Origin of the sequence: Devosia beringensis (assembly GCF_014926585.1) — a bacterium.
Lineage (GTDB): Bacteria > Pseudomonadota > Alphaproteobacteria > Rhizobiales > Devosiaceae > Devosia > Devosia beringensis.
On the sequence record NZ_CP045422.1, the window covers coordinates 3,252,405 to 3,276,019 of the forward strand.

Consider the following 23,615-nt stretch of genomic DNA (forward strand, 5'->3'; position numbering starts at 1 on the left):
AATGACCATGGCTACCCGCAGTTTCAAACAGGCGCTGAGCCTTCGTTGGCGTCGAATCTGGCTGCCGCGGTGGCGTCGCCGGGGTCTGTTTGTCATCGGTGGCATCTTCGTGGGGCTGGCGGCGGTGGCCATGGCCTTCATGGCCGATGAAGCGCAGCGCCTGTTCTTCTTGGCGCAGCAGCAATGGCCCTATCTGCCGCTGCTGGTAACCCCGACAGGATTTGCGATCCTGGCCTGGGTCACCAAGCGCCATTTCGATGGCGCACAGGGGAGCGGCATCCCGCAGGTGATCGCGGCTCGGCAGATGACTGATATGGCCGCCAAGCAGCAACTGGTGTCGCCGAAGCTGGCGGTGGCCAAGATGTTCCTGCTGACAGCGGGTTTACTGTTTGGCGCTTCGGCAGGGCGCGAGGGGCCCACCGTGCAGATCGGCGCCTCGGTAATGTTCTTTCTGGGCCGGTTTGCGCCGCACCGGCAGCCGGGCCTACTGCTGGCCGGCGCGGCCGCCGGCGTATCAGCAGCGTTCAATGCGCCGCTGGCCGGGATCGTGTTCGGCATAGAGGAAATGAGCCGCTCGTTCGAACTGCGGACCAGCGGACTGGTGCTGGGAACGGTGATCGTGGCGGGCCTAACCTCGCTGGCAATCCTGGGGGACTACACCTATTTCGGGCGCTCCAATCAGACGCTGGCCCTTGGGGCGCAATGGTTCGCCATACCCGTGGTGGGCGTGGTGTGTGGACTGGCCGGCGGCGGGTTCAGTCGTGTCGTGATTGCCTTTGCCTTTGGTCTGCCGGGCAAGGCGGGACGCCTGATCAAGCAGCATCCAGTGCTGTTTGCGGCGACATGCGGGATGATCGTGGCCGTGTGCGGCGTGCTGACGGACGGCGTGGCCTTTGGCACCAGTGCCGAGCAGGCCAAGGCGATTCTGGCGGGCGAACAAGTTACCGGATTGTTCGGGCCGCTCAAGCTGATCGCCACCATGGTCACCGCCATCAGCGGCATTCCGGGCGGCATTTTCTCACCGTCGCTATCGGTGGGGGCAGGAATAGCCACGCTGCTGCAGGACGTATTGGGCCTTCCCATCGGCGCGCTGGCTATCATGTGCATGGCTGCCTATCTGGCGGCAGTGCTGCAGGCGCCGATCACCGCCTTTGTCATCGTCACGGAAATGACCGGCAATCACGCGCTGATCTTTCCGGTGATGCTGTGTGCGGTGATTGCGTCGTTCGTGTCCAAGGGAATCTGCAAGGAGGGCATTTATCATGCCCTGGCCCATCAGATCCTGCACAAGGCTCAGAGCGCGCGGAACATCACATAGCTGTCGACATAGCCGAGGCTGGGGTGGTTGAACGCTTCGGGCAGGGTACCGACGATGGAAAAGCCAAGCTTCTGCCAGAGATGGACGGCGGGTTCGTTGGTGGAGACCACGAAGTTGAACTGGATGCCGCGGAAGCCCTGGGCCCGGCAGTAGTCGATCGAATGCTGGCAGAGAGCGCGGGCGATGCCGCGACCGCGGGCCGCCGGGGCGGTCATGTAGCCGCAATTGGCGATATGGCTGCCGCCGCCGAGCTGATTGGCACGCACATAGCTGGCGCCCAGGATGGCACCGTCTTCTTCGGCGACAAAGTTGCGCTTTTCCGGCGAGGCGAAATAGGCGCGGGCCATGTCCTCGGTGCCGTCGCGCGGCAGGGAGAAGGTTTCGCCCGCCCGCATGATGGGTTCCATGATCGCCCAGAGTTGGGGCCAGTCGGCGTCAGTAGCGGGGCGGATTTGCATCGCGATCTTCATCTTCGTCTTCGATGGGGGCTACCCGAACCTGGCCCGGTGCCGGCATCTCGGGCACATGGGGGTGGTCTGCCAGGCTGGGGCGATAGCTCAGCTCAAATCGCCAGGCGGCCAGGCCGAAGACGACCAGCGAAATTAGCACGGCAATGGCGCAGGCGATGAACGGGGCGCCGGGGAAGTAGTGTCCGGTTTCCGGGGCGCTGGTATAGTAGGAGAAGATCTGCGTGGCGCCGAGCGGGCCGATGATGGTCGCCAGCGAACTGGCCGCGTTGACTGCGCCCTGCAGTTCGCCCTGGCTATTGTCCGGCACCTGGCGCGACAGCACGCCGTTGATGGCGGGCGGGGCCAGCCCGCTCACGGTGCCGACGGCGATGAACAGGTAGAGCTGGTAGACATCGGCCGAAAAGGCAATGCCGGCAAAGGCGGTCGCGGCGAAAAGCAGGCCGACAATGCCGACCGCCGGCTCGCCGATGCCCTTGGACAAAGGCGCGGCCAGGACGGCCTGGCTGAAGGCGAAGCCGATGCCGAAGGCGCCCAGGGTGCGACCAATCGAGGAGGAGGTGAAGCTGAACACTTCCACGGTGAAGTAACTGAAGATGGTGGGGAGCGCCTGCGTGGCCAATTGCAGGAAAAACAGCACCACGAGCAGCCAGAGGACGGCGGGATATTTGCGCAGGGCAACGACGGCGCCAAAGGGGTTGGCGCGGCGAATGTCGAATTTGCGCCGCGAGGCCTTGGGCAGGCTTTCGGGCAGCACCAGGAGGCCAAAAAGGAAATTGGCAAAGGCGAGGGCGGCGGCGGCATAGAAGGGCACGCGCGGGCCGAATTCGCCGAGTTCGCCGCCAATCACTGGGCCGATGATGAAGCCCAGACCGAAGGCGGCGCCGATCAGGCCGAAGCGATGGGTGCGTTTATGGGGCGGGGTGATATCGGCCATATAGGCGGTTGCCGTGGCCAGGGCTGCGCCCGCAATGCCGGCAATGATGCGGCCGATGAAGAGGTACCAGACGAAGGGGGCGATCGCCATCATCAGGTAGTCAAAGGTCAGGCCCAGCAAGGAGGCCAGCAGGACCGGACGGCGACCGAAGCGGTCGGACAGATTGCCCAGTACCGGCGAGAAGACGAACTGCATGAAGGCATAGGTGAAAACGAGATAGCCGCCGATCACCGCCGCATTGGCCACGCTGCCGCCGGTCAGATCCTCGAGCAGTTCAGGCAGCACGGGGATGATGATACCGACACCGATCATATCAAGCAGGATCGTCACCAGGATGCAGGTGAGAGTCAGTCGTGAGCGGGTCGCTGCTTGCATGCTCGGGGCTTAACCGTGGGTTCTGAAGGGGGACGGACGTGTCGCGCAGTTGACACAGGCGATACGCCCAAAGCAAGGCCGAAGGGCAGGGGAAGGTTGCGTGCCCGGCGCCGAAATCGGCAATCAGCGAGTCCGGCCAAGGGCTTGCGGCGAGGTCCTGTCAGCCAGATTCCGCGCCAATTGGGTATGCGCAGCATAACCATAAAGCCAATCGAGCCGGCGCATATGACCCTCGCCGCCCTGGGCAGTGATAGCCAGATCCCGCGCCAAAGTGAGCGGCCAGCTCATGTGGAAAATCCTGCCATTGGTCGCGCTGGTGCGGGCAACGCGAGCCACGCGGGCCTGACGCGCCTGCTGATAGAGGGCCAAGGCATCCTCGGCGCGGGGCGTGTTGATCAGCAGTGGCGCCAGCACGGCGGCGTCCTCGATGCCCATGGCGGCGCCCTGGGCTTGGAAGGGCACCATGGCATGGGCGGCATCGCCAATCAGGCCGATATTGCCCCTGTGCCATTCAGCCGCCTGCACCGTGAACAGGGGCCAGGGGGTCCAGCCATCACCCGCAGCCTGCAGGATGGCGCCGATGCGGGGGCTGTCGGGCGTACCCTGCCGCAGTGGCTGTGCCTTGCCCGCGATGCCGGGAACCGGCTTGGCAAAAAGCGCGATATTGACCTGGCCGCGGTGCGGCAAGGGGTAGCACACCATGTGGTAGGTGGGGGCGAACAGCACCGAGACGCGATCGAGGGCGATCTGGCCGGCCAGCGAATCGGCGGGCAGCAGGGTGCGCCAGGCGATGCGCCTGCCGTCCTGGGCCGGGGGGCCGTCCAGCAGGGTGCGGCGGGTATGGGAATGGACGCCGTCGGCGCCGATGAAGGCGCGGCCGCGGCTGGTGCGCGTTTGGCCGCCGGCCTCGTCGATGGATACGGTCACGCCATTGGCGTGCGAGACCACGTCCCAGCTGCGCACGCCGAACAGAATATCGATATTGGCGAAGCGCCTTGTGGCCTTGTAGAGCGCGTCGACCAGGTCGGCGCGGTGCATGACCACATAGGGCGCGCCGAACCGCTCGCGCATCGGCTGGCCCAGCTTCAGCGTCACCAAAGGGGTGGGGCGGCCAAAGGGGTAGATGTCGATGCCGGTCGGCTCGAGGCTGCGGGCGGCAATGGCGTCGTCGAGGCCCAGCTGGTCGAGCACGTGGCGGGCATTGGGGCTGATCTGCAGGCCGGCGCCAAATTCGGAGATGACGGGATGGCGTTCGAGCACCACCACGGTGGCGCCGAACTTGGCCAAAGCCAAGGCCAGGGTGAGGCCGGCAATGCCGGCGCCGGCGACAAAATAGACCTGGCCGGTACCCGGCATGTCAGTCAGCTCGATTTCAGGCTGCTTCGGCCCGGTAGATGGCCGAAAGGGGGCTGGAGGTGCCAGCTTCCAGGCGGGAATTGAACACGTAATGAGTCGAGCAATAGGGGCAGACGATTTCGCTGTCCTTGCCCATGTCGAGATAGATGTGCGGGTGGTCAAAGGGCGGCAGGGCACCGATGCACTGGAATTCCTTGGACCCGATCTCGATCTGGCGGAGACCTTCGGTATTGTGGAAATGAGGCGTAGTGCCGTGTGCCATCGCAAAGAACCCGGAGCGGTGATTGATTTGGCCGGACCTTAGTCCAAGGCCGAAGGCAAGGGAAGGCTTGCGCAAACCAATCGGCACTTGATTTCACGCGCCAAAGCCGCGAACTGGGCCTTTGAGCGCGCGCCTCCAGCATCTGGTGAGAGACATGCCCACTTTTCTATCCGACGGCCTGACCCTGAGCTACGAACTTGCCGGTGCGGGGCCGGCTGTGCTGTGCATTCACGGCTTTGCCTCGAGCGGGCAGGTCAACTGGGTCGATGTGGGCTGGGTGGAGACGCTGGTCGGCGCCGGTTACCAGGCCATCACGCTGGACAATCGCGGGCATGGCGCCTCGGACAAGCCGCATGACCCGGAGCGCTACCATCCGCAGGACATGGCTGGGGATGCGGTGGCGCTGCTCGATCACCTAGGGATCGAAAGGGCTGCCGTGCTGGGCTATTCGATGGGCGCGCGGATCGCGGCCTTCATGGCGTTCGGCCATGAAGAGCGCGTTGCCTGCCTGATTCTGGGTGGCATGGGGATGAACCTGATCAACGGGCTCAGCGACGGCAATGACATCATTGCCGGGCTGCGGGCGCCGGCGCTGGAGGGGCTGACGCATCCGACGGCGCGGCAGTTCCGCATCTTTGCCGACCATACCAAATCGGATCGCGAGGCGCTGGCGGCCTGCATGGAAACCTCGCGCGAGCCGATGGCGCGGGCCGATGTGCGGCGCATCAATGTGCCCGCGCTGGTGGCCGTAGGCGAGGCCGACAGCATGGCGGGGGCACCCGAGCCGCTGGCTGAACTGCTGCCGCAGGGCGAGGCCTATGTAATCCCAAAGCGTGACCATATGCGCGCCACCGGCGACAAGGCTTTCAAGGCGGCGGGACTGGCCTTTCTGGGCAGGACTTTTCCCGCGAACAGCCATTCGTGAACCAAATCGCATGCCGGCGCTTTGTCTTGGGGTACAAAATAGCCTATATCGCTAGACCACGATGAAGCGGAGCCGCGCCATGCCCACCAACGCCAAGACAGCGTCAAAGACCACGGCGGAGATCACATCGGTGGATCCGGTATGGGCGGCCGTACGGGCGGGCGCGCAACAGATCGTCGAGGCCGAGCCGTCGCTGGCCAATATGGCCATTTCGTCGGTGCTCAACCATGACACTTTCGAGCAGGCGCTGGCGCATCGGCTGGCGGCACGGCTGGACCATGCCGACGTCTCCTCCGACCTGATCCGGCAGGCCTTTGCCGATATCCTGGTGCAGGCGCCCGAAATCGGCATCAATGCACGGGTCGACCTGGCTGCGACGCTGGAACGCGACCCGGCGTGCCACCGCGCCGTCGAGCCGCTGCTGTTCTTCAAGGGCTACCAGGCGATCCAGACGCATCGCTTTGCCCATGCCCTGTTCAAGGCCGGTCGCCGTGACTTTGCGCTTTATCTGCAAAGCCGCTCCAGCCAGGTCTTCCAGGTCGATATCAACCCGGCCGTGGTGATCGGCAAGGGCATCATGCTCGACCATGGTACCGGGCTGGTGATCGGGGAGACCGCCGTGGTGGGCGATAATGTCTCGCTGCTGCAGGGGGTGACCCTGGGCGGCACGGGCAAATCGGACCAGGACCGGCATCCCAAGATCGGCAATGGCGTACTGATCGGCGCCGGCGCCAAGGTATTGGGCAATATCAAGATCGGCGATTGCTCGCGGGTCGGCGCCGGATCGGTGGTGCTCAAGGAAGTGCCGCCACGGGTCACCGTTGCCGGCGTGCCGGCCAAGGTGATCGGCGAGGCCGGGTGTGCGCAGCCGGCGCTGGTGATGGACCAGATGGTCCTCGTGCACGATATGAACGGCTAGGGCCGCAAGGCCGGGCTACTGGTTGTCACCGCTAAAATGGCTCCCAACAGGGGTTGTGTGACAGGCAGTGGTGGCTAGATTGCCGGCTTACCCAAATCAGCAGGACATCGACAGTGAACCAACCCGAGATCATCAAGCTGCAGAAGTTCCTGCAGATGAAGTTCAACAATCCCAATATCGATGTGCGCCCGCGTCACAAGCTCGACGATTCGGTCGAGGTCTATATCGGCGATGAGTCGATCGGGCTGATCCATGCCGATGACGAGGATGGCGACAAATCCTACATCTTCAACATGTCGATCCTCGATATCGATCTGGAAGATCTCTAGGCCTCAATAGGCGCCGATGCGTGTGAGCCAGAGCTCCATGCCGGCATCAAACTGGCGCCACGATTGCAGAACCGTGGCGTCAAAGGCATAAATGGCGGCAATGCCGCTGGGCAGATAGACGGTGCGCACGCACTGGCCGGCTCCCCCCGCTTCCACAGCATCCAGACATTTGGCCACGAACGGATTGGGTGACAGCGCGTCATACCAGACGCTCTCGCCGATATAGCCGTTGCGCTGCAGCATCGGCTTGCCCACGAGGCCGGCGACGCCGCCCAGGGTCTCGGTGCTGAACTGGTGCAGATAGACCCCGTCGAGAAGGCTGGCGCTGGTGCGGGCGCGGCTGCGGGGCAGCAGCGTCACATCAACAGGCAGCACAGCGCCATCGGCGGTGGTCAGCATCAGGCGCAGGTCGATCTGATCGGTAAAACCGTCGCGAATCTGCTCGCCAAAGCGGAACCAGCTGGTGGGAATGGCCAGTTCGCGCCCCGAAATGGTCTGGGTGACTGGATCGCCATCGGTCAGGGCCGGGGTGGCGGCGCGCGATACACGGCTGAGTTCATCGACCAGATAGGCAGCTCCCACCGCCAGCAGCAGCACGAGAACCGCGATGCCGGCCATGTTGTAGGCCAGGCCATGATGGGCAGTGCCCCCGGCCGCCGGGGCGGGTTGCGATTTCATTGCGTGCGTTAACCAGATTCAGTGAGGGGAGGTGACAGCTGATTGGGCAGTCAATATGCTTAATGAAGGGTTAATTTTGGCGCTCGGCACATTGCGCCGAATGATGGGGCGGACGGCATGTTCAAGGAATTGCTACCACTGTACTTGATCGCCGTGGGGCTCTGCATCTCGGGGGCAGGGACCCATCTTTATCAATGGCTGGGCAACCAGCAGGCCATGCTGCGCTATGACGGCAAGAACTTCCTGGGCTCGATGGGCAATCTGGCCATGAGCTTTGTCTGCGGCCCCTACATCATGCTGCAGCTCGGCTGGCGCCAGGAAAAGGGCGGCACGATTTCCATGACGTCCGCCATGGTGTCGGCCGTGGTTGCCTTTGGCTGGGCGTTCATCACCGGTCTTATCTTCATGGGGGCCTTTGTCGCCCTGCGCTACTAGATTGCCTGCTGCCGGACGTCACCGGGCGGCTTCGACGTACCGAACGTAATGAGGCCAGCATCGCGTGAGCGGTGCTGGCCTCATTCATCAGACCCCCATCAGGGATAGTCTTGGGGCGGGGTCCGGAACCGGTATAGGCGCTAGTTGATCCCGGCGGTGGCAGTGACCACTTCGCGGTTGTCGATCATGTCGACCCACTGGCCGGCATTGGCCTGGGACTGGCGCTTGATGAATTGGTAGGGTGTGGCATTCCACAGATCGACCGAGCCGATCTGGTTGTCGAGCACGAGGTCGCCGCGGTCGGTGCGCACCATGAGCACGGCGTGACCCTCGCCATTGGCCTGCTTGACCACGGCCATCAGCAAGGTGCTGGCGGGCCAGCCGGCATTGATCAGGTCGCGGCGCTTGGCCAGGGCATAGTCTTCGCAATCGCCATAGCCGTTGGGATAGGTCCAGAATTCGGTGGTCTGGTACAGGTCGTGGTCGGTCACCGGCACCACGGCGCCGTTGACCTGCGCGTTGACCGACAGCAATTGCTGCCACAGCGCGTCATTGAGCGAGATGGCCGGGACGACCTGGTCGTGCGACCGGCATTCGTCGGGGCGGCTCTGGCAGAACACGGCATGCCCGACCGGTATGCTCGTCGTGCCGGCATTGGTCTGGACAAAGGCAACGTTAGTCGTGTCGAAGGCCTGGGTGGGTGTGACCAGTGCTGCGAGTGCCATGAAGGCCCCCAGCAGTGCGGCTCCCAGTCCCCGAGTATTGATGTGCATTGCGCGATCTCCCTGATGGAGACCACGTTAGAGAGGGCGGCTTGCCCTGATCCGAAAACTGCCGTGTAGTTTTTATACGTGTTTTATCGATTGCCTTATGGGCCAGTTAACCATGCCGACCAAGCACTTAGTCGGGCCGGCTCAGGGTACGATTCCGACGAGCACCGCCGCATAGACCGCATCGTCCTGATGGCTGCCTTGCCGGCACTGCTTGGAGCCGATGTGAACAGAGGCGGCGGCTGCGAGATTGGGGGAGCGTAGGACAAAATTGTCCTGCATCACGGTGCGATGGCGCGAGTGCCAGTTCTGATGGTGGGCGAGGATGGTGCGCCCCGCTTGGTCGAGGATCAGCATCGTGACGCACACGTCGTCGTCGTCATGCGGATCGCGATTGGTCAATTGCTGGCTGAGGTCGAGCCGTCCGGTTGCCCCATCGATGGAGATGGCGATATCCACCCACTGGTTGCGTTTCCAGTCCCACTTCTGGTGATAGGCGGGGCATATGAGTGCAGCGCCGGTGGACAGGCACTTGGCAATGCCGAACTTTTGCCAGGAATAGCCTTGCCAGTCGGCCCGACCATCAGCACGGGCAGGTTGGGCAAGAGCGAGAAAGAGGCAGCCCAAGGTCACGAGGAGCGGCAGAATCGAGCGCAGGCTGAGTGTCATGGAACTGTTGTAATGGTATTCCTGGCGGCGGAACAGCGGCATGGCGTCAGTGTCATCAGTCGCGCTGCAGCTCAGAAGACTTTAAAGGGTCAAATCTCAGGCCCCGGATATTTAGCGTCGCATCGTGTTTGGGGAAAACCCGTTCCCATGTCTCAGCTCGATGCTCTAGTGCATGCGAAGGTTTTGTTGGACGACGGTGAGCATTTCCTGGGCGGAGATGAATTCCACCGCGACGCCGTTCTGGAAATGACGGGCGACCCGGGCTCGCATGCGGCCTAACGTGACATTGGTGCCCATGGCCGGCCGCACATCGAGCTCTATGGCGGCGCCGGACAGGGAGATGTCGATGATCTTGCAGTTGTAGCGCCGTCCGTCATCGAGGACGACCGTAGAGTGACGAATATCTGGGACGACGCGTTCGTGCCGCCGGTCCTCGGGCAGGTCGAGGATATCCTTGTTGGCCAGCCAGGTCAGTTGCGCGGCCATCTTGTCGCGCTTGCGCGGCGAGGCTGCCAGATCCATGACGAAGCCACCATCGACCTGGCTGAGGATCGTGCCTTCAATGCGACCTATGGCATCAAGATAGGCGACGACCCTCTCGCCCACGCCACCTGCTGCCGGGGCGATGACCACGGCTTCACCGGGCGACATGGCGAGGACCTGGCAAGGAAACTCCCGGCGGTCGGCCAGCATGTAGCGGCCAAGAATGGAGACCTGGACGCGCTGGTACTTGCCCGCCGTCGCAACGGTGCGGGCAGGGGCAACGAACTGCGGAGAGGGAAGATCGTCGCTAAGCATCTGGCTGCCAACCCCTTGGTGTGGAGCGCAGACTAGCCGGTCTTGGTTAACGCATGGTTCTGCGGCACCCCGGTTTGCGCGGCAAATGCCGCGCAAATTGTCGGGTGCAGCTTGGCATTGTGCTTACTGACGGCCGCCGTCGATAACGGCCAGATGGGCATAGCGGCGGGCGGTGCGGCCAAACACCATGGCGGGCATGGCCATGGGGGCAGTGTGGTTGGCATAGCCGGTGTCCGGACCAACATTGGTGGCGACTTCGCGCACCTTGTCCTGCACCGCAATGTCATCGGGCCAGATCAGGCGCAGGCCGGTGATGCGCTGTTCCATGATGGGCTGCACGCCAAGCCAATAAGGCTCGTCGAGCGCCGTCATGGCGCCGAGCAGGCGGGTATGGGTGGAGCCATTGTGCCGCAGTGGCATCAGGATGGTTTCAAAGCTCACCTTTGTGTGCAGGGCAGTGGTGCCCTGGAAGGTGACCAAAGCCACGGCATGGTCCTCGGTGACGGCGCGGATCAGCGTCTCCATGGCGTCGCCATCGCGCTCATGCCAGAGGCCGGAGAAGGAGCGACCCTTGAGTTCACGGCAATAGCTGGTGCACAAGTGCGAGCCGGCCAGGCGGAAGGAGAACTTGTCGCCCTCATCGAGTTCCAGGATGAACGTATTGGCCAAAGCCTCGCGGATCTGCGTGGGGTCAATATCCTTCCGTTCGGGCGCGCTGCGCGAGCCACGGATGGAATTCCAATAGTCATAGAGCGTCTTGGTGCTCGTCTTCTGCATGTTGCTTGACCCGCCATACGTGCATCGACGTTCCCCCTGATGGAACGCTTCTGCGGTAGGGCGACATTCGCAAAACCCCACTGCAAAAGCGCTCTTAAACAATAGTTAAGGTTAACGTGGGTGTCCCAATGTGGAAAAGAAGGCCGGAAGCCGCAGCCTGCCAGCGAGTCGGAGAGAAGTGATGTCTGAACAAGGGTCGTCGCCGGACAATGCCCCGCCTGCCGGGCGCGAGCCGGTGTTCCTGTTGCCGGGCTCGGTAACGGCCGTGATCGGCGTGCTGGTGGCGATTCATCTAGCATCAACCGTGATTCTTAACGCGGACGGGTTGCGGCAGCTGATGTTCTGGTTTGCCTTCCAGCCGCTGCGCATCGTGGCAGGGTCGAGCGATCCGACCCTGGCCGTGCCGCTGCTGTGGACGCCGTTTACCCATGCGCTGCTGCATGGCGGCTGGGATCATCTGCTGTTCAACGCGGTGTGGTTCGCTATTTTCGCCACGCCGGTCGTCCGCCGCTATGGGGCAGGGCCGATGCTGGCGCTGTTCTTTGTCTCGGCGGCGGCGGGCGCGACGCTGTTTGCCGCAACCTCGCTCTATACGGGCGCCTATCTCATCGGCGCCTCGGGCGGGGTCTCGGGGCTGACCGGTGCGGCGGTGCGGTTCATCTTCCAGCCGGTGATTGTCGCCCAGCATCCCGAAACCGGGCAGCGGGTGATCATGGGCCGCCGGCTGGCCAGCCTGGCAGAGGTCTGGCGCGATTCGCGCACACGTACCTTCGTGCTGATCTGGGTGGTGCTGAACGCCGCCGTGCCCTTGCTGCCGATTTTTACCGGGGCCGACGTGGCCGTGGCCTGGCAGGCCCATCTGGGCGGCTTTGTTGCCGGCTTCCTGCTGGTCGGGTTGTTCGAGCGGCGCAGCTAGGGCTTGGCGTAAACCTCAGCCGGATCGAACAGGCGCGGCAGCCCGGTATCCTCGAGTTTAACGACGCCATCGGTGACGATGGCGCGGCGGTAGAAGCAGGATTGGCGGCCGGTATGGCAGGCCGCGCCGCGACCGGTCTGGTTGACCACCAGAACAAGGGCGTCCTGGTCGCAATCAGTGCGCAGCTCGACGACCTCCTGCAGTTCGCCGGAGGTTTCGCCCTTTTTCCAGAGCTTGCTGCGCGATCGGGACCAGTAATGGGCGATGCCGGTTTCCAGCGTCAGCGCCAGCGCTTGCGCGTTCATATGCGCCAGCATCAGCACGGCATTGCTGCCGGCTTCGACGGTGACGACGGTCACGAGACCGGCCGCGTCAAAACGCGGGGCGAAGGCCGTGCCTTCTTCAAGCTGGTCGTGGGTGAGGGCGGCGGGGTCGGCAAAGGAAATTGTCATGGACATCCTTCTAGCGCCGCCCCGCCGGTTGATCCAGTAGGGTCAGCGCCGGCTGATCAGGGCCAGGAAGCGATCCTGCTCGACGCGATCCTCGGCGAAGACGCCGGTAAAGCGGTGGGTGATCGTGGAGGCGCCGTGGGCACGGACGCCGCGCATGGACATGCACATATGTTCGGCCTCGAGCATGATGGCGGTGCCGCGCGGGTTGAGGTGTTCGTTGATGGCGTCGACGATCTGCGCGGTCAGGTTTTCCTGGGTCTGCAGGCGGCGGGCGAAGACTTCCACCAGGCGCGCCAGCTTGGAGAGGCCCACCACGCCGTCATGGGGAAGATAGGCAATATGGGCTTTGCCGACAAAGGGGACCATGTGGTGCTCGCAATGGGAATTGAACGGGATGTCGCGCACCAGGACGATATCGTCATAGCCGCCGACATCCTTGAAGGTCTTGGACAGCACCGTGCCGGCATCCTGGCCATAGCCTGCGAAGAGCTCACCATAGGCGCGAGTCACGCGGGCAGGGGTTTCGAGCAGGCCCTCGCGCGTCGGGTCGTCACCGGCCCAGGCGATCAGCGTGCGTACCGCCGCTTCCGCTTCATCCTGAGTAGGGCGCGTGAAGGCGGCAGTGGAAGAAAGAACGGCGCCGAGCGGTGTGGGTCGGGCATCCATGGGGCGGCTCCTTTGCGTGAGGCCTTTGGTACGCGGATGCCGCGATATTGGACCAGTGGGTACAACAACCTGACAGTTCGCCTGCGAGCCCCTATATAAGGAGCAGCGCCAAGGGCGACAAGAAACAGAATTGTTTGGTTGATGGAACTCAGCGATCTCTATTCTCAAAAGATACTTGATCTTGCGGGTAATGCCCAGCAGCCACCCCGGCTGGCCGATCCGGACGGTTCGGCCCGCAAGGTGAGCCGGGTCTGCGGTTCGGTGGTCGAGGTCGATGTGGTAATCGCAGACGGCGTGATCAAGGGTTATGGCCACGCTGTCTCCGCCTGCGCTCTGGGACAGACGTCGGCTGCCGTGGTGGCGCGGGAGATTGTCGGTACGCCGGTGGGGGCGTTCCGTGACCTGCGGGTGCAGATGCATGCCATGCTCAAGGAGAATGGCGCGCCGCCCGCTGGCAAATGGAGTGACCTGGGGTTTCTCGAGCCGGTCCGGGACTATCCCGCTCGGCACCTGTCGACGCTGCTGGTATTTGATGCAGTGGTTGCGGCAATCGAAAAAGCCGAGTCCGCAGAATCACTTGCGGCGGTGCGGTGATGGATCGATTCAGTGCCGCCTTCTGGCGCGTCGTCGACCTGCCGTTCAAATTCACCGCCGTGCTGCTCATCACTATCTACCGCTATACGCTGTCGGCCTTTGCCGGGCGGACCTGCCGGCATCTACCCAGCTGCTCGGAATACACCGGCGACGCGATCTGGAAGTTCGGCTTCTGGCCGGGCGGCTGGATGGGCCTGGCGCGGTTCGTGCGCTGCCGGCCGGGCGGCACGGATGGCTATGACCCCGTGCCCGAGAGCCTGCCGGCGGCGGCGCGATGGTATCAGCCGTGGCGCTATGGAACATGGACGGGAACGGGACATGGGCATGACCATTAGCGGTTCGTGCCTGTGCGGGACGGTACGCTATTCGGTGCCGGACGAGTTTCACGCGGCGTTCAACTGTCACTGTTCGCAATGCAGACGCGCCACGGGATCGGCCTTCAAGCCGATGGCGGCAATCAGCTTCGAAAGATCAGCCTGACCCAGGGGCATGAGCATCTGCTGATCTATGGCGACAGCGACAGCACCCATGACGTGCATTGCCGCCGCTGCGGTTCGTTTCTGTATTCGCGCATTGCGGAGAGCGGAAACGGCCATGTGGCCATGGGGACGCTGATCGACGCGCCGAGCATCAAGCCGCAATTCCATATGTTCGTGGCGTCCAAGGCGCCCTGGCATGAGATCACCGACGACCTGCCACAGTTTGACGGGCTGCCGGGATAGGTCGGGGCATCCATTCCAGGCATGCAGTGCTTGCCGGCGGCCGGACTATCGCAGGATGGACCCCTGGCTACGCCGGGATGACATCGCGTTTTTGGTGCGCTCTGCGGCTGGCATAGGCGGAAAACCGTGCTAGACAGACGCCCTTGCAGTGATTTCCGCTGCATCTCAGATATTTCTGGAGATCCAAAATGACGATCAAGGTGACGTTTCCCGACGGTGCAACTCGCGACTATCCGCGTGGCACCACCGGGACCACCATCGTCGACGGCATCTCCAAGAGCCTGGCCAAGAAGACCGTCGCCATGCGCTGGAACGGCGTGCTGAGCGATCTCAGCGACGCGCCGGAGGCCGATGGCCGCATTGAATTCGTGACGCGCGACAGCGGCTCCAAGGACGTGCTGGAGCTGATCCGGCACGACGCGGCGCATGTGCTGGCCGAGGCCGTGCAGGAACTCTGGCCCGATACGCAGGTGACGATCGGCCCGGTGATCGAGAACGGCTTTTATTACGACTTCAAGCGCGACGCGCCGTTCTCGGAAGAGGACTTCCCGGCCATCGAAAAGAAGATGGCCGAGATCATCGAGCGCGGGGCGACCTTCACCAAGGAAATCTGGAGCCGCGACCAGGCCAAGGACTTCTTCGGTGCACGGGGCGAGAACTTCAAGGTCGAGCTGGTCGACGCCATTCCGGCCGACCAGTCGCTCAAGATGTACAAGCAGGGTCAGTGGATCGACCTGTGCCGTGGCCCGCATATGCGCTCGGTCAAGGATGTCGGCATGGCGTTCAAGCTGACCAAGGTGGCCGGCGCCTATTGGCGGGGTGACAGCAATAACCCGGTACTGAGCCGTATCTACGGCACGGCCTTTGCGACCAAGGAAGAGCTCGACGCCTATCTGCACATGGTGGAAGAGGCGGAAAAGCGCGACCATCGCAAGATTGGCCAAGAGATGGACCTCTATCACTTCCAGCCGGAAGCGCAGGGCTCGGTGTTCTGGCATCCCAAGGGCTATGTGCTGTTCCACCAGATGGAGGCCTATATCCGGCGCCGTCTGGATACCGCCGGCTATCAGGAAGTCAAAACACCGCAGCTGATGAGCTCGAAGTTCTGGGAGCTCTCCGGACACTGGGGCAAGTATCGCGAAAACATGTTCGTGGTGCCCGACGAGGTGCCCGGGACCGAGGAAGAAGGTCCGGTGCTCAGTGGCAAGGGCGACCTGATGGCGCTCAAGCCTATGAACTGCCCGGCCCACGTGCAGATCTTCAACCAGGGCATCAAGAGCTATCGCGATCTGCCACTGCGCATGGCAGAATTCGGCTGCTGCCACCGCAACGAGGCGCATGGCGCCTTGCACGGGCTGATGCGCGTGCGCCAGATGACCCAAGACGACGCGCATATCTTCTGCCGCGAAGACCAGATCCAGTCCGAGACCGAGCATTTCGTGCATCTGCTCTATTCGGTCTATGGTCATATGGGCTTTGACAATGTGGTCATCAAGCTGGCGACCCGGCCGGAAAAGTTTGGTGGCACGATCGAGCGCTGGGACGCGGCTGAGAAGGCGTTGGGCGATGCCCTGCGCGCGACCGGCTATGACTTCGAGATCGCCGAAGGCGAAGGCGCCTTCTATGCACCCAAGCTCGAATTTCACCTTAAGGATGCCATCGGCCGCAGCTGGCAGGTGGGCACGCTGCAGCTCGATTATGTGCTGCCCGAGCGGCTCGACGCGACCTATATCGCCGAGGACGGTTCGCGCCAGTATGCAGTGATGCTGCATCGGGCGATCCTGGGATCGCTGGAGCGCTTCATCGGCATGCTGATCGAGAACTATGCCGGGCGCATGCCGATGTGGCTGGCCCCGACGCAGGTGGTGGTGGCCACCATCGTCTCGGAAGCCGATGACTATGCCGAAAAGCTGGTGCGCCAGCTCAAGGCGGCTGGCATCCGCGCCGAGCTCGACGTGCGCAACGAGAAGATCAACTACAAGGTGCGCGAGCATTCTGTCGGCAAGGTGCCGCTGATGTTCGTGGTGGGCAAGCGCGAGGCCGAGGAGGGGACTGTATCGGTGCGCCGTCTCGGCACCGAAGGCCAGAAGGTAGAGCCGTTCATGGATGCCCTGTTGGCGCTCATGGCCGACGCGACCCCGCCTGACCTCAAGGCAAAGGCGGCCTGAGCCATGCCGCTGCGTCCATCCAACCGCGAGATCAAAGTCATCACCCATATGGGCGAGGACAATGCGCTCGGTCCCGACGACTTCAAGGATGTGGGCGAAAAGGTCTTTGCCCGCATGCTGGAAAAAGGCTGGATCGAGAAGACCGCGGTCGAGGGCAAGTACAAGGCGACCATGAAGGGCCTGATCATCCACGAAGGCGAGATCATTTACGCCGGACGATTGCGCAGTTAACAAGCAAGGAGCGGGACATGGCTGATCCCATCGTCATTACCCGCTCCGTCTCCATCGACCCGAGCGAGATCGAGGAGACCTTCGTGCGCTCGGCCGGGCCGGGCGGGCAGAACGTCAACAAGGTATCGAGCGCGGTGCAGCTGCGCTTTGACCTGGAAAACTCCCCGTCCATTCCCGAGGCCATGAAACGGCGTGCTGCCACCCTGGCCGGCAAGCGGCTGACCAAGTTCGGGGTGATTGTCATCACCGCCAATTCGCACCGCGACCAGCCGATGAACCGGGCCGACGCCCTGGAAAAACTGGTGGCGCTGCTGGTGGCGGCCTCGCATGTGCCCAAGTTCCGGGTGGCGACGCGGCCAACGCTGGCGTCCAAGCGAAAGCGCCTCGATGGCAAATCGATCCGCTCGGGCATCAAGCGGCTGCGCGGCGGTGTGACACCGGAGGGCCAGTGAACGGGAGATAGGCAGGGCATTCTGCGGAGGCAGCTCGCGCGTGCCGCAAGGTTGCCATGTGTATTTTTCGATGCGCAGAAGCAGCATTAATCATGGAGGTAGGTCATAACTCCAGTAGCTTGTTTCTAGCACGACTTTTACAGCGGTTCTCGCTATTGTGCAGGTCTTGGATTGAGGGTGCTGCTCCCATGAAAATAGCCATTGTTGGTTCGGGTTATGTTGGTCTGGTTACTGGTGTCTGTCTTGCCGACTTCGGGCATGACGTGGTCTGTATCGATACGGACGAGCGCAAGATTGATGCCCTCAAGCTTGGCCAAATACCGATCTATGAGCCTGGTCTGAGTGAGCTGGTGAAGGCCAATGTTGCTTCAGGACGGCTGTCATTCACCACCGATCTTAGGGAAGCGGTGCCGGTTGCAGAAGTCGTGTTCATTGCCGTTGGCACGCCATCGCGCCGCGGAGACGGCCATGCCGACCTGAGCTATGTCCGTGCGGTGGCCCAAGAAGTGGCCGACGCGGTGTCCGGCTTTACCGTGGTTGTGACCAAGTCGACTGTGCCCGTCGGCACCGGCGACGAGGTCGCCCATATCATTTCCAGCACCAACCCGGCAGCCGACGTGGCCGTGGTCTCCAATCCGGAATTCTTGCGCGAAGGCGCGGCGATCGACGACTTCAAGCGCCCTGATCGCATTGTAGTGGGCATCGAGGACGAGCGCGCCCGTTCGGTGATGACCGAAGTCTATCGCCCGCTTTATCTCAACAAGTCGCCGCTGATGTTCACCAACCGGCGCACGGCCGAGCTGATCAAGTATGCGGCAAATGCCTTCCTGGCCATGAAGATCACCTTCATCAACGAAATCGCCGACCTATGCGAGGCCGCCGGCGGCAATGTGCAGGAAGTCTCGCGCGGCATCGGGCTGGATAACCGGATTGGCTCGAAATTCCTGCATGCGGGTCCCGGCTACGGCGGATCGTGCTTTCCCAAGGATACGCTGGCGCTCGTCAAGATCGCTCAGGATTTCGGCAGCCCGATGCGTCTGGTCGAGACCACCGTGTCGATCAATGACCAGCGCAAGCGGGCCATGTCGCGCAAGGTGATAGCGGCCTGTGGCGGCGATGTGCGCGGCAAGACGATCGGCGTGCTGGGCCTGACTTTCAAGCCCAATACCGACGACATGCGCGAGGCGCCGTCCATCGACATCATCCAGGGCCTGCTCGACAAGGGCGCCCGCGTGGTGGCCTATGACCCGCATGGCATGGAAGCCGCTCGCGGCTTGATCGACCATGTCGAGTATGTCGGCAGTTCTTATGCGGTTGCCGACAACGCGGATGCGCTGGTGCTGGTGACAGAATGGAACGAGTTCCGTTCGCTCGACCTAGCCAGGATGAAGACGGCAATGAAAACGCCGGTGCTGGTGGACCTGCGCAACGTCTATAATGCTGAAGACGTCATCAAGCACGGCTTTGAGTATTACAGTGTGGGTCGGCCAGCCGGCTCGAGCGGCCGGGACGCCCTGACGGAGGCAGCCGAATAGACTGATGCGGGCAGGGTGGGGCAACATGAGCGGTCCCGCCCGCTTGTCAACCTAACGCGATGTGCTGGCGTCGCGCCGACCTGAAAAGAGTTTGCCTTGAAGATATTTATCAGCGGAACCGCCGGCTTCATCGGGTACCATCTGGCCCGCAGGTTTCTCAACGAGGGGCATGAGGTTACAGGCTTTGACGGGGTAACTGACTATTACGACATCACCCTCAAACGGGCGCGCCTGGCTGAACTGGCGGCGGCACCGGGGTTCACGGCCGTTGAGGGTCGCCTGGAGGATGCCGCGCTGCTGGCCGACTCGCTGCGTCAGGCGGAGGCCGAGGTCGTCGTGCATCTGGCCGCTCAGGCCGGGGTGCGCTACAGTATCGAGCAGCCGCAGAGCTATATCAGCTCAAACTTGGTGGGCACGGCCAATGTGCTCGAGGCGGTACGGGCGCACAAGCCGGTGCATTTCCTGGCGGCCTCAACCAGTTCGGTCTATGGCGGCAATACCAAGATGCCCTTTTCCGAGTTGGATGCGGCTGACGCGCCGATCTCGCTCTATGCGGCAACCAAGAAGAGCAATGAGGCAATGGCGCATTCCTATGCGCACCTGTTCGACATTCCCACCACCATGCTACGGTTCTTTACCGTTTATGGCCCATGGGGTCGACCCGATATGGCGCTGTTCAAGTTCGTCGCCGCGATCCTTGCGGGCCGCCCCATCGACATCTATGGCCAGGGCGAGATGCGACGGGATTTCACATATGTTGATGACCTGATCGAGGCCGTCATGCGGCTGGTGCCGTTGGCGCCGGTGCGTGGCCAGCCGGTACCGGGGGATACGCTATCACCGGTCGCGCCCTATCGCGTGGTCAACCTGGCCGGCGGGCATCCGGAAGAACTGATGGATTTCGTGCGCGCCATCGAGGCCGCTGTCGGGCAGAAGGCTGACTGCAGAATGCTGCCCGTGCAGGCGGGCGATCCGCTGATGACGGCAGCCGACACCACCCTGCTGCAGCAGTTGATCGGATCGGTGCCGCGTACGCCGATCGACAGGGGTGTCGCCAATTTCGTCGCATGGTATCGCCGCTACCATCGCCTGTAGCGTCAAGGCGACACCACCAGACGGCCGCCAGCGCCATGTCACAGCTGGTGGCGAGGCCGCTGTCAGCAGCCCCACTGGATCAATTGGTTGCGTCGATAGTGACTTTGTCGAGCAGGACGGTCGGGTCCTGTTCTGCTGCCATGAAATCAATAATGCCCAGGCCGGGCTGTTGCTTGGCCGTCAGGCCAATGGACAGGCTCTTCGCCTTGCCGCTGACGAAGGCGCTGACCGCGCTGCCGATCTTCTGGGCCTCTGCTGCGCCGGCCAGCATGCCGATCACTGTACCTTCGGCCAGACCGGCAAAGACCGGGCGCAAAGTGGCGGCATCGCTGCCCTGCTCGGCGGCCGCAATAGACAGGATGATGTCGGAAAGGCCGGCATCGTCGATGTCGAGCTGCAGGTCGCTCAGGGCCAAACCCATGCTGGCCGCCAGCATCGTGGTTTCGTCGCTGCTGAACAGCGCTTCGGTGGCATTGTTGATGGTGCCGGCCAGCGTGACAGTGGCCAGGTCGGCGCCGGTCAGGGACACTTCGTTGATGGCAATGGTGCTAGCGGTCTCGTCCCAGCTGGCGTCGATGACAAAGCCGGCATCAATGGAGGTCAGACCCAGTGCGACAAGGGTCTGCAGCTGTTCATCGGACGACGTGGCGGGTATTTCGAGGATGACATTGTTGGCGCTGGTGTTGAGGGAGGTCGGGATGCCGTTGACATAGTCTGACAGCGCCAGATCGAAGCTGCCAACACTGGCCACAATACGGCCATCGGCCAGATCGGGATCGGGCACATCGATGGCGACATCGCCGATGGAAAAGCCGGCAAAGGCGGGGATCAGCGACCGGGCATTGTCAGCAAACCAGCTGTCGTCAAGCGCGACAGGCGCGGCCTGGATGGCGGCAAGCGGCGCCGATAGGTCGATAGACTTGAAGCTGAGCGTATGGATGCTGATGGTGCCGTCCTCGCCAACTGCCAGATCCATGTCGGTCATGTCAATTGAAGGATAGATCCCTGGGCTCATGCCGCCCATGGTCATGCTGGCGACCGAGAAATCGACTGCGTTGTCGTCTTCGTCGACACCCGAGCAGTCAAACCCGTCGAACTGGACTGGCGAGGATTCAAAAGCGGTCAGCACATCCGCATAGAGATGCAGGGCCTTGCCAAGCAATTCGGGCGAGGGGTCGTCCATGGGGTCGTCCAGCGCCTCCAGAAGCGCCATGATCTCGACAAAGGAACTGCTGATCGGGCGGCCCCGGAACTCGGCGGCAGTCACGGCGCCAAAGTCGCAGCTGATCTCGGGCGCGGTGAAGCTGCCGCCGGAAAAGCTGAAATCGCTGTAAAGCGTCTGCATTTCGGTCTGGCCTTCACCATCGACCAGGCCATAAAGGCCCAGCAGGCCGCCGATATCGACTTGCCTGGCGGAGAGGGCGCCAAAATCGCCGCTCGCGTCGGCACTGGTGGTGACGGTGGTGCCGGACATGGTGACAGAGGCCGCGACGCCGTCGACAACGTCATCCAGCACGATATCATGCCAGACCACCGTGCTCTGGGTGGTCGTGTCGTCGGTGGTGACCTCGACGTTGAGAGTGATTTCGGGGATGGTGATGCTGGTCGCGGTCAGGCCGGCAAGCGCTTCGGCATTGTCCACCAGATCGCCGGAGAAGACGTCCCGCAGCGTCGCCTCATCCATATTGGCGGCAACGGCATCGATGGTGGGGATATCGACACTCATGCTGTTCACAGGCTCAGCGGTGCTGGCCTCGGCGGCAGGCGCCGGCTTGGTCTTGGTCTTTTGGGCCAGCGCCGGTGTCGCGGGCAGGGCCATGCCGAGCAGGCAGGCTATGGCCAAGGCAGCAAGGCGGCGGCTGGTCGATGGGCTGGACAGCATTTCGGTTCTCCCCCGGATTGGACTCCCAATCTGGGCGTTCGGTGAGGTGGCATCAATGGTCAAAAGTGTCATATTGCCCTGGTGGGGCATATGGGATGCTGATCGCTAATAGACGGCGGTGAGGACTTCGATTTCGCGGGCTGAACCGGAGCTGACCTGGAAATCACGGTTGAAGACCTGTTCGCCCTGCTTGGCAAAGACCAGGTATTCGCCCTCGGCCAGCACTGTCGAGGGGAAGGCACCGAGATCGGAGAAGATGGTTTCACCATCGGCCGTCTTGACCGTCCATTCCACGTCCGCAATGGCTTCCCCGCCGGCCTCGGAAACCAGCTTGAACGAAATCTGGCTGGCATGGTGGTAGAGGGTGGCGTCAGTGAGCTGGCCCGGCTCAATGCGCAGGTCGGCGCGAACCACCGCGTTGATGGTGCCGAAATGGGAAACGATGTGATAGGTGCCCGCCGTGAGGGTGACGATGTCGTTGGGCACTAGGCCCTCCGCCACCAGCGTGCGGTTACCATTGTCGCCCGAGAAGATATCGAAGGTGAGCATGCCTGGCGGGATGGGAATGTCGCCGGTGACCGCCGAATTAAGCCGCAAGGCGCCAGCATCGAGCACGAAGTCGAAGGCGTTGGCGCCCGGTATGACGGACATGGGTTCGCTGAGCTGAGCCCGGCCATAGGCGACATGGACGACATATTCGCCGGGCGGCAGCTCGATCTGGGCAATGCCCTGGTCGGACTTGGCCATCAAGACCATTTCGCCGTCTGGCTTGGCGGTGCTGTCAAAAATGCGCCAGACCAGGCCATCGGGAATGGGCTCGCCGCCAGGGGTAATGCGACCGGTCAGGGTCACCGGCTGCGGCGCGGAAGTAACCGCCTCGATGGCTTCGGTGGCCTGGCTGGGCGATGAAGAAGCGGTTGCCTGTGACGCGGGCGCCTCGGGGCGCGGGCGCGGCATGGGCGGCATTTCGGGGGGGCTCGACTGCGCCCAGACGGGGAGCGTGTGCAGGGGCGTGGCAAATCCTGCCAGGACCAAAGCGAGCAGCAGGGCTAGTCTCTGTCGCAAACGCATCTGGTCTCCTCTGCCGGGTGTTTGTGAATCACCGGATCGAGTTAATCGCTGAATGAGGAAAAGCTGTGTCACAGCGGCGGGGTTATGAAAACAGCGCAATGTCGGGAGCCACCGGTTTTGTGGGGCGCGGTGCTGGCTTCTGGCGCCGGCGAGGCAAATTGACTATTGCTCGAGCGCAAAGGAGACTGTGCATGCCCACCATTCCCGCCCTGCGCGATTATTTACTTACCCGAAGGTCGGTCGGCATAGCCTTCCTGCAGGAACCCGGCCCCGATAGATCGGAGCTCGAGCAGATCCTGACCATTGCCACGCGCGTCCCCGACCATGGCAAAATCGCCCCGTGGCGGCTCGTGCTGATCGCCGGCGACGACCGGGCGCAGGCCGGCGCGGCGCTGGCAGACATTGCCGCACGGAACCGGCCGGGCCTCGATGAAGCCAGTCTTGAGATCGAACGGCGGCGTTTCCTGCCGGCGCCGCTGACCATTGGCGTGATCTCCTCTCCCAAGCCGCATCCCAAGGTGCCCGAATTCGAACAGCTGCTATCGGCGGCCAATGTGGCGTTCAACCTGCAGCACGCGGCATTCGCGCTAGGATTTGCCGCATCCTGGGTGACGCAGTGGTATGCGTTTGATCCAGCGGCATCAGCTATGCTGGGCGCCAAGGCGGGGGAGCGATTTGTGGGCTTTGTCAATATAGGCACGCCGAGCACGGCGGTGGAAGACCGCCCCCGGCCGGCGCTTGACGACATTGTGAGTGTCTGGACGCCATCCCTCAGCTAACGGCGGATCATAGTTAACGGGAGGTTAACCAAGTGAG

General features: G+C 62.8%; 29 protein-coding genes. 16 read left to right on the plus strand and 13 right to left on the minus strand.

Annotated elements, in window-relative coordinates; translation table 11 throughout:
• Window positions 1-7: 7 nt before the first annotated feature.
• Window positions 8-1,318 (plus strand): chloride channel protein, encoded by a 1,311-nt coding sequence (locus GDR53_RS15870; RefSeq protein ID WP_193335425.1) that lies wholly within the window; start codon window positions 8-10, stop codon window positions 1,316-1,318.
• Here GDR53_RS15870 and GDR53_RS15875 read toward each other — a convergent pair.
• The 4 genes from GDR53_RS15875 to GDR53_RS15890 form a co-directional block, all read right to left on the minus strand.
• Window positions 1,294-1,776, minus strand: coding sequence for a GNAT family N-acetyltransferase (locus GDR53_RS15875; protein ID WP_193338127.1), 483 nt, complete (start codon window positions 1,774-1,776; stop codon window positions 1,294-1,296). The two genes, GDR53_RS15870 and GDR53_RS15875, sit on opposite strands and share 25 nt — an antisense overlap.
• Window positions 1,754-3,097: a TCR/Tet family MFS transporter gene (locus tag GDR53_RS15880; protein WP_193335426.1), complete on the minus strand. Its 1,344-nt coding sequence runs from the start codon at window positions 3,095-3,097 to the stop codon at window positions 1,754-1,756. Before GDR53_RS15880 ends, GDR53_RS15875 begins: the two co-directional genes overlap by 23 nt.
• A gap of 123 nt (window positions 3,098-3,220) precedes the next feature.
• Window positions 3,221-4,453: an FAD-dependent monooxygenase gene (locus GDR53_RS15885; RefSeq protein WP_193335427.1), complete on the minus strand. Its 1,233-nt coding sequence runs from the start codon at window positions 4,451-4,453 to the stop codon at window positions 3,221-3,223.
• Between the two features lie 16 nt (window positions 4,454-4,469).
• On the minus strand, window positions 4,470-4,715 hold the full coding sequence (locus GDR53_RS15890; RefSeq protein ID WP_193335428.1) for a zinc-finger domain-containing protein: 246 nt from the start codon (window positions 4,713-4,715) through the stop codon (window positions 4,470-4,472).
• Window positions 4,716-4,869: 154 nt separating this feature from the next.
• Between GDR53_RS15890 and GDR53_RS15895 the strand changes: the two genes are divergently transcribed.
• The 3 genes from GDR53_RS15895 to GDR53_RS15905 all read left to right on the plus strand — a co-directional run bounded on the left by GDR53_RS15895 (window position 4,870) and on the right by GDR53_RS15905 (window position 6,888).
• A complete protein-coding gene (locus tag GDR53_RS15895) occupies window positions 4,870-5,640 on the plus strand; it encodes an alpha/beta fold hydrolase (protein ID WP_193335429.1) in 771 nt (256 codons plus the stop codon).
• 79 nt (window positions 5,641-5,719) lie between these two features.
• Window positions 5,720-6,559: a serine O-acetyltransferase gene (gene cysE, locus GDR53_RS15900; protein ID WP_193335430.1), complete on the plus strand. Its 840-nt coding sequence runs from the start codon at window positions 5,720-5,722 to the stop codon at window positions 6,557-6,559.
• A 113-nt stretch (window positions 6,560-6,672) separates the two neighbouring features.
• Window positions 6,673-6,888, plus strand: coding sequence for a DUF3126 family protein (locus tag GDR53_RS15905; RefSeq protein WP_193335431.1), 216 nt, complete (start codon window positions 6,673-6,675; stop codon window positions 6,886-6,888).
• A gap of 3 nt (window positions 6,889-6,891) precedes the next feature.
• On the opposite strand, the gene GDR53_RS15910 is transcribed toward GDR53_RS15905, so the two are convergent.
• Complete coding sequence (locus tag GDR53_RS15910) at window positions 6,892-7,566, minus strand: hypothetical protein (protein ID WP_193335432.1); 675 nt, start codon at window positions 7,564-7,566, stop codon at window positions 6,892-6,894.
• A 117-nt stretch (window positions 7,567-7,683) separates the two neighbouring features.
• Between GDR53_RS15910 and GDR53_RS15915 the strand changes: the two genes are divergently transcribed.
• Window positions 7,684-8,001, plus strand: a complete 318-nt coding sequence (locus tag GDR53_RS15915) for a DUF6949 family protein (protein WP_193335433.1) — start codon at window positions 7,684-7,686, stop codon at window positions 7,999-8,001.
• 140 nt (window positions 8,002-8,141) lie between these two features.
• Here GDR53_RS15915 and GDR53_RS15920 read toward each other — a convergent pair whose 3' ends face one another.
• From GDR53_RS15920 to GDR53_RS15935, 4 genes are all read right to left on the minus strand, one after another.
• A complete protein-coding gene (locus GDR53_RS15920; RefSeq protein WP_232846646.1) occupies window positions 8,142-8,774 on the minus strand; it encodes a transglutaminase-like cysteine peptidase in 633 nt (210 codons plus the stop codon).
• Window positions 8,775-8,915: 141 nt separating this feature from the next.
• Complete coding sequence (locus GDR53_RS15925) at window positions 8,916-9,482, minus strand: hypothetical protein (protein WP_193335434.1); 567 nt, start codon at window positions 9,480-9,482, stop codon at window positions 8,916-8,918.
• 123 nt (window positions 9,483-9,605) lie between these two features.
• Window positions 9,606-10,238, minus strand: coding sequence for a PilZ domain-containing protein (locus tag GDR53_RS15930; RefSeq protein WP_232846647.1), 633 nt, complete (start codon window positions 10,236-10,238; stop codon window positions 9,606-9,608).
• A 123-nt stretch (window positions 10,239-10,361) separates the two neighbouring features.
• Window positions 10,362-11,015, minus strand: coding sequence for a PAS domain-containing protein (locus GDR53_RS15935; protein WP_193335435.1), 654 nt, complete (start codon window positions 11,013-11,015; stop codon window positions 10,362-10,364).
• Between the two features lie 181 nt (window positions 11,016-11,196).
• Between GDR53_RS15935 and GDR53_RS15940 the strand changes: the two genes are divergently transcribed.
• Entirely contained in the window at window positions 11,197-11,931 is a 735-nt protein-coding gene (locus GDR53_RS15940) for a rhomboid family intramembrane serine protease (RefSeq protein ID WP_193335436.1), read from the plus strand.
• On the opposite strand, the gene hisI is transcribed toward GDR53_RS15940, so the two are convergent.
• Window positions 11,928-12,383: a phosphoribosyl-AMP cyclohydrolase gene (gene hisI, locus GDR53_RS15945; protein ID WP_193335437.1), complete on the minus strand. Its 456-nt coding sequence runs from the start codon at window positions 12,381-12,383 to the stop codon at window positions 11,928-11,930. The genes GDR53_RS15940 and hisI overlap by 4 nt on opposite strands.
• 42 nt (window positions 12,384-12,425) lie before the next feature.
• Complete coding sequence (gene folE / locus GDR53_RS15950) at window positions 12,426-13,049, minus strand: GTP cyclohydrolase I FolE (RefSeq protein ID WP_193335438.1); 624 nt, start codon at window positions 13,047-13,049, stop codon at window positions 12,426-12,428.
• Between the two features lie 141 nt (window positions 13,050-13,190).
• On the opposite strand from folE, the gene GDR53_RS15955 reads away from it, so the two are divergent.
• From GDR53_RS15955 to GDR53_RS15990, 9 genes are all read left to right on the plus strand, one after another.
• A complete protein-coding gene (locus GDR53_RS15955) occupies window positions 13,191-13,643 on the plus strand; it encodes an iron-sulfur cluster assembly scaffold protein (protein ID WP_193335439.1) in 453 nt (150 codons plus the stop codon).
• Complete coding sequence (gene yidD, locus GDR53_RS15960) at window positions 13,643-13,978, plus strand: membrane protein insertion efficiency factor YidD (protein ID WP_193335440.1); 336 nt, start codon at window positions 13,643-13,645, stop codon at window positions 13,976-13,978. Before GDR53_RS15955 ends, yidD begins: the two co-directional genes overlap by 1 nt.
• On the plus strand, window positions 13,968-14,123 hold the full coding sequence (locus GDR53_RS19950; protein WP_456298502.1) for a GFA family protein: 156 nt from the start codon (window positions 13,968-13,970) through the stop codon (window positions 14,121-14,123). Before yidD ends, GDR53_RS19950 begins: the two co-directional genes overlap by 11 nt.
• Window positions 14,057-14,365, plus strand: a complete 309-nt coding sequence (locus GDR53_RS15965; protein ID WP_456298503.1) for a GFA family protein — start codon at window positions 14,057-14,059, stop codon at window positions 14,363-14,365. The genes GDR53_RS19950 and GDR53_RS15965 overlap by 67 nt, the downstream gene beginning before the upstream one ends.
• A 188-nt stretch (window positions 14,366-14,553) precedes the next feature.
• Window positions 14,554-16,533 carry a threonine--tRNA ligase gene (gene thrS, locus GDR53_RS15970; protein ID WP_193335441.1) on the plus strand — a complete coding sequence of 660 codons (1,980 nt, stop codon included), beginning with the start codon at window positions 14,554-14,556 and terminating at the stop codon, window positions 16,531-16,533.
• A gap of 3 nt (window positions 16,534-16,536) precedes the next feature.
• Window positions 16,537-16,764 (plus strand): hypothetical protein, encoded by a 228-nt coding sequence (locus GDR53_RS15975; protein ID WP_193335442.1) that lies wholly within the window; start codon window positions 16,537-16,539, stop codon window positions 16,762-16,764.
• A gap of 17 nt (window positions 16,765-16,781) precedes the next feature.
• Window positions 16,782-17,216 carry an alternative ribosome rescue aminoacyl-tRNA hydrolase ArfB gene (arfB, locus tag GDR53_RS15980; protein ID WP_193335443.1) on the plus strand — a complete coding sequence of 145 codons (435 nt, stop codon included), beginning with the start codon at window positions 16,782-16,784 and terminating at the stop codon, window positions 17,214-17,216.
• Window positions 17,217-17,404: 188 nt separating this feature from the next.
• Window positions 17,405-18,751 carry a UDP-glucose dehydrogenase family protein gene (locus tag GDR53_RS15985; RefSeq protein WP_193335444.1) on the plus strand — a complete coding sequence of 449 codons (1,347 nt, stop codon included), beginning with the start codon at window positions 17,405-17,407 and terminating at the stop codon, window positions 18,749-18,751.
• A 96-nt stretch (window positions 18,752-18,847) separates the two neighbouring features.
• Window positions 18,848-19,846 carry an NAD-dependent epimerase/dehydratase family protein gene (locus tag GDR53_RS15990; RefSeq protein WP_193335445.1) on the plus strand — a complete coding sequence of 333 codons (999 nt, stop codon included), beginning with the start codon at window positions 18,848-18,850 and terminating at the stop codon, window positions 19,844-19,846.
• Window positions 19,847-19,925: 79 nt separating this feature from the next.
• On the opposite strand, the gene GDR53_RS15995 is transcribed toward GDR53_RS15990, so the two are convergent.
• Together GDR53_RS15995 and GDR53_RS16000 are read right to left on the minus strand one after the other, a co-directional pair.
• Window positions 19,926-21,728, minus strand: a complete 1,803-nt coding sequence (locus tag GDR53_RS15995) for a hypothetical protein (RefSeq protein ID WP_193335446.1) — start codon at window positions 21,726-21,728, stop codon at window positions 19,926-19,928.
• 105 nt (window positions 21,729-21,833) lie between these two features.
• Complete coding sequence (locus tag GDR53_RS16000) at window positions 21,834-22,799, minus strand: hypothetical protein (protein WP_193335447.1); 966 nt, start codon at window positions 22,797-22,799, stop codon at window positions 21,834-21,836.
• A gap of 191 nt (window positions 22,800-22,990) precedes the next feature.
• Here GDR53_RS16000 and GDR53_RS16005 point away from each other — a divergent pair, with 191 nt between their 5' ends.
• Window positions 22,991-23,578, plus strand: coding sequence for a nitroreductase family protein (locus GDR53_RS16005; RefSeq protein WP_193335448.1), 588 nt, complete (start codon window positions 22,991-22,993; stop codon window positions 23,576-23,578).
• Window positions 23,579-23,615: the final 37 nt, after the last annotated feature.

Coding starts and splice junctions, on each gene's coding strand:
- GDR53_RS15870 (WP_193335425.1), top strand. CDS start 8: ATGGCTACCCGCAGTTTCAAACAGGCGCTGAGCCTTCGTTGGCGTCGA.
- GDR53_RS15875 (WP_193338127.1), bottom strand. CDS start 1,776: ATGCAAATCCGCCCCGCTACTGACGCCGACTGGCCCCAACTCTGGGCG.
- GDR53_RS15880 (WP_193335426.1), bottom strand. CDS start 3,097: ATGCAAGCAGCGACCCGCTCACGACTGACTCTCACCTGCATCCTGGTG.
- GDR53_RS15885 (WP_193335427.1), bottom strand. CDS start 4,453: ATGCCGGGTACCGGCCAGGTCTATTTTGTCGCCGGCGCCGGCATTGCC.
- GDR53_RS15890 (WP_193335428.1), bottom strand. CDS start 4,715: ATGGCACACGGCACTACGCCTCATTTCCACAATACCGAAGGTCTCCGC.
- GDR53_RS15895 (WP_193335429.1), top strand. CDS start 4,870: ATGCCCACTTTTCTATCCGACGGCCTGACCCTGAGCTACGAACTTGCC.
- cysE (WP_193335430.1), top strand. CDS start 5,720: ATGCCCACCAACGCCAAGACAGCGTCAAAGACCACGGCGGAGATCACA.
- GDR53_RS15910 (WP_193335432.1), bottom strand. CDS start 7,566: ATGAAATCGCAACCCGCCCCGGCGGCCGGGGGCACTGCCCATCATGGC.
- GDR53_RS15915 (WP_193335433.1), top strand. CDS start 7,684: ATGTTCAAGGAATTGCTACCACTGTACTTGATCGCCGTGGGGCTCTGC.
- GDR53_RS15920 (WP_232846646.1), bottom strand. CDS start 8,774: ATGCACATCAATACTCGGGGACTGGGAGCCGCACTGCTGGGGGCCTTC.
- GDR53_RS15925 (WP_193335434.1), bottom strand. CDS start 9,482: ATGCCGCTGTTCCGCCGCCAGGAATACCATTACAACAGTTCCATGACA.
- GDR53_RS15930 (WP_232846647.1), bottom strand. CDS start 10,238: ATGCTTAGCGACGATCTTCCCTCTCCGCAGTTCGTTGCCCCTGCCCGC.
- GDR53_RS15935 (WP_193335435.1), bottom strand. CDS start 11,015: ATGCAGAAGACGAGCACCAAGACGCTCTATGACTATTGGAATTCCATC.
- GDR53_RS15940 (WP_193335436.1), top strand. CDS start 11,197: ATGTCTGAACAAGGGTCGTCGCCGGACAATGCCCCGCCTGCCGGGCGC.
- hisI (WP_193335437.1), bottom strand. CDS start 12,383: ATGACAATTTCCTTTGCCGACCCCGCCGCCCTCACCCACGACCAGCTT.
- folE (WP_193335438.1), bottom strand. CDS start 13,049: ATGGATGCCCGACCCACACCGCTCGGCGCCGTTCTTTCTTCCACTGCC.
- GDR53_RS15955 (WP_193335439.1), top strand. CDS start 13,191: ATGGAACTCAGCGATCTCTATTCTCAAAAGATACTTGATCTTGCGGGT.
- yidD (WP_193335440.1), top strand. CDS start 13,643: ATGGATCGATTCAGTGCCGCCTTCTGGCGCGTCGTCGACCTGCCGTTC.
- GDR53_RS19950 (WP_456298502.1), top strand. CDS start 13,968: ATGACCATTAGCGGTTCGTGCCTGTGCGGGACGGTACGCTATTCGGTG.
- GDR53_RS15965 (WP_456298503.1), top strand. CDS start 14,057: ATGCAGACGCGCCACGGGATCGGCCTTCAAGCCGATGGCGGCAATCAG.
- thrS (WP_193335441.1), top strand. CDS start 14,554: ATGACGATCAAGGTGACGTTTCCCGACGGTGCAACTCGCGACTATCCG.
- GDR53_RS15975 (WP_193335442.1), top strand. CDS start 16,537: ATGCCGCTGCGTCCATCCAACCGCGAGATCAAAGTCATCACCCATATG.
- arfB (WP_193335443.1), top strand. CDS start 16,782: ATGGCTGATCCCATCGTCATTACCCGCTCCGTCTCCATCGACCCGAGC.
- GDR53_RS15985 (WP_193335444.1), top strand. CDS start 17,405: ATGAAAATAGCCATTGTTGGTTCGGGTTATGTTGGTCTGGTTACTGGT.
- GDR53_RS15995 (WP_193335446.1), bottom strand. CDS start 21,728: ATGCTGTCCAGCCCATCGACCAGCCGCCGCCTTGCTGCCTTGGCCATA.
- GDR53_RS16000 (WP_193335447.1), bottom strand. CDS start 22,799: ATGCGTTTGCGACAGAGACTAGCCCTGCTGCTCGCTTTGGTCCTGGCA.
- GDR53_RS16005 (WP_193335448.1), top strand. CDS start 22,991: ATGCCCACCATTCCCGCCCTGCGCGATTATTTACTTACCCGAAGGTCG.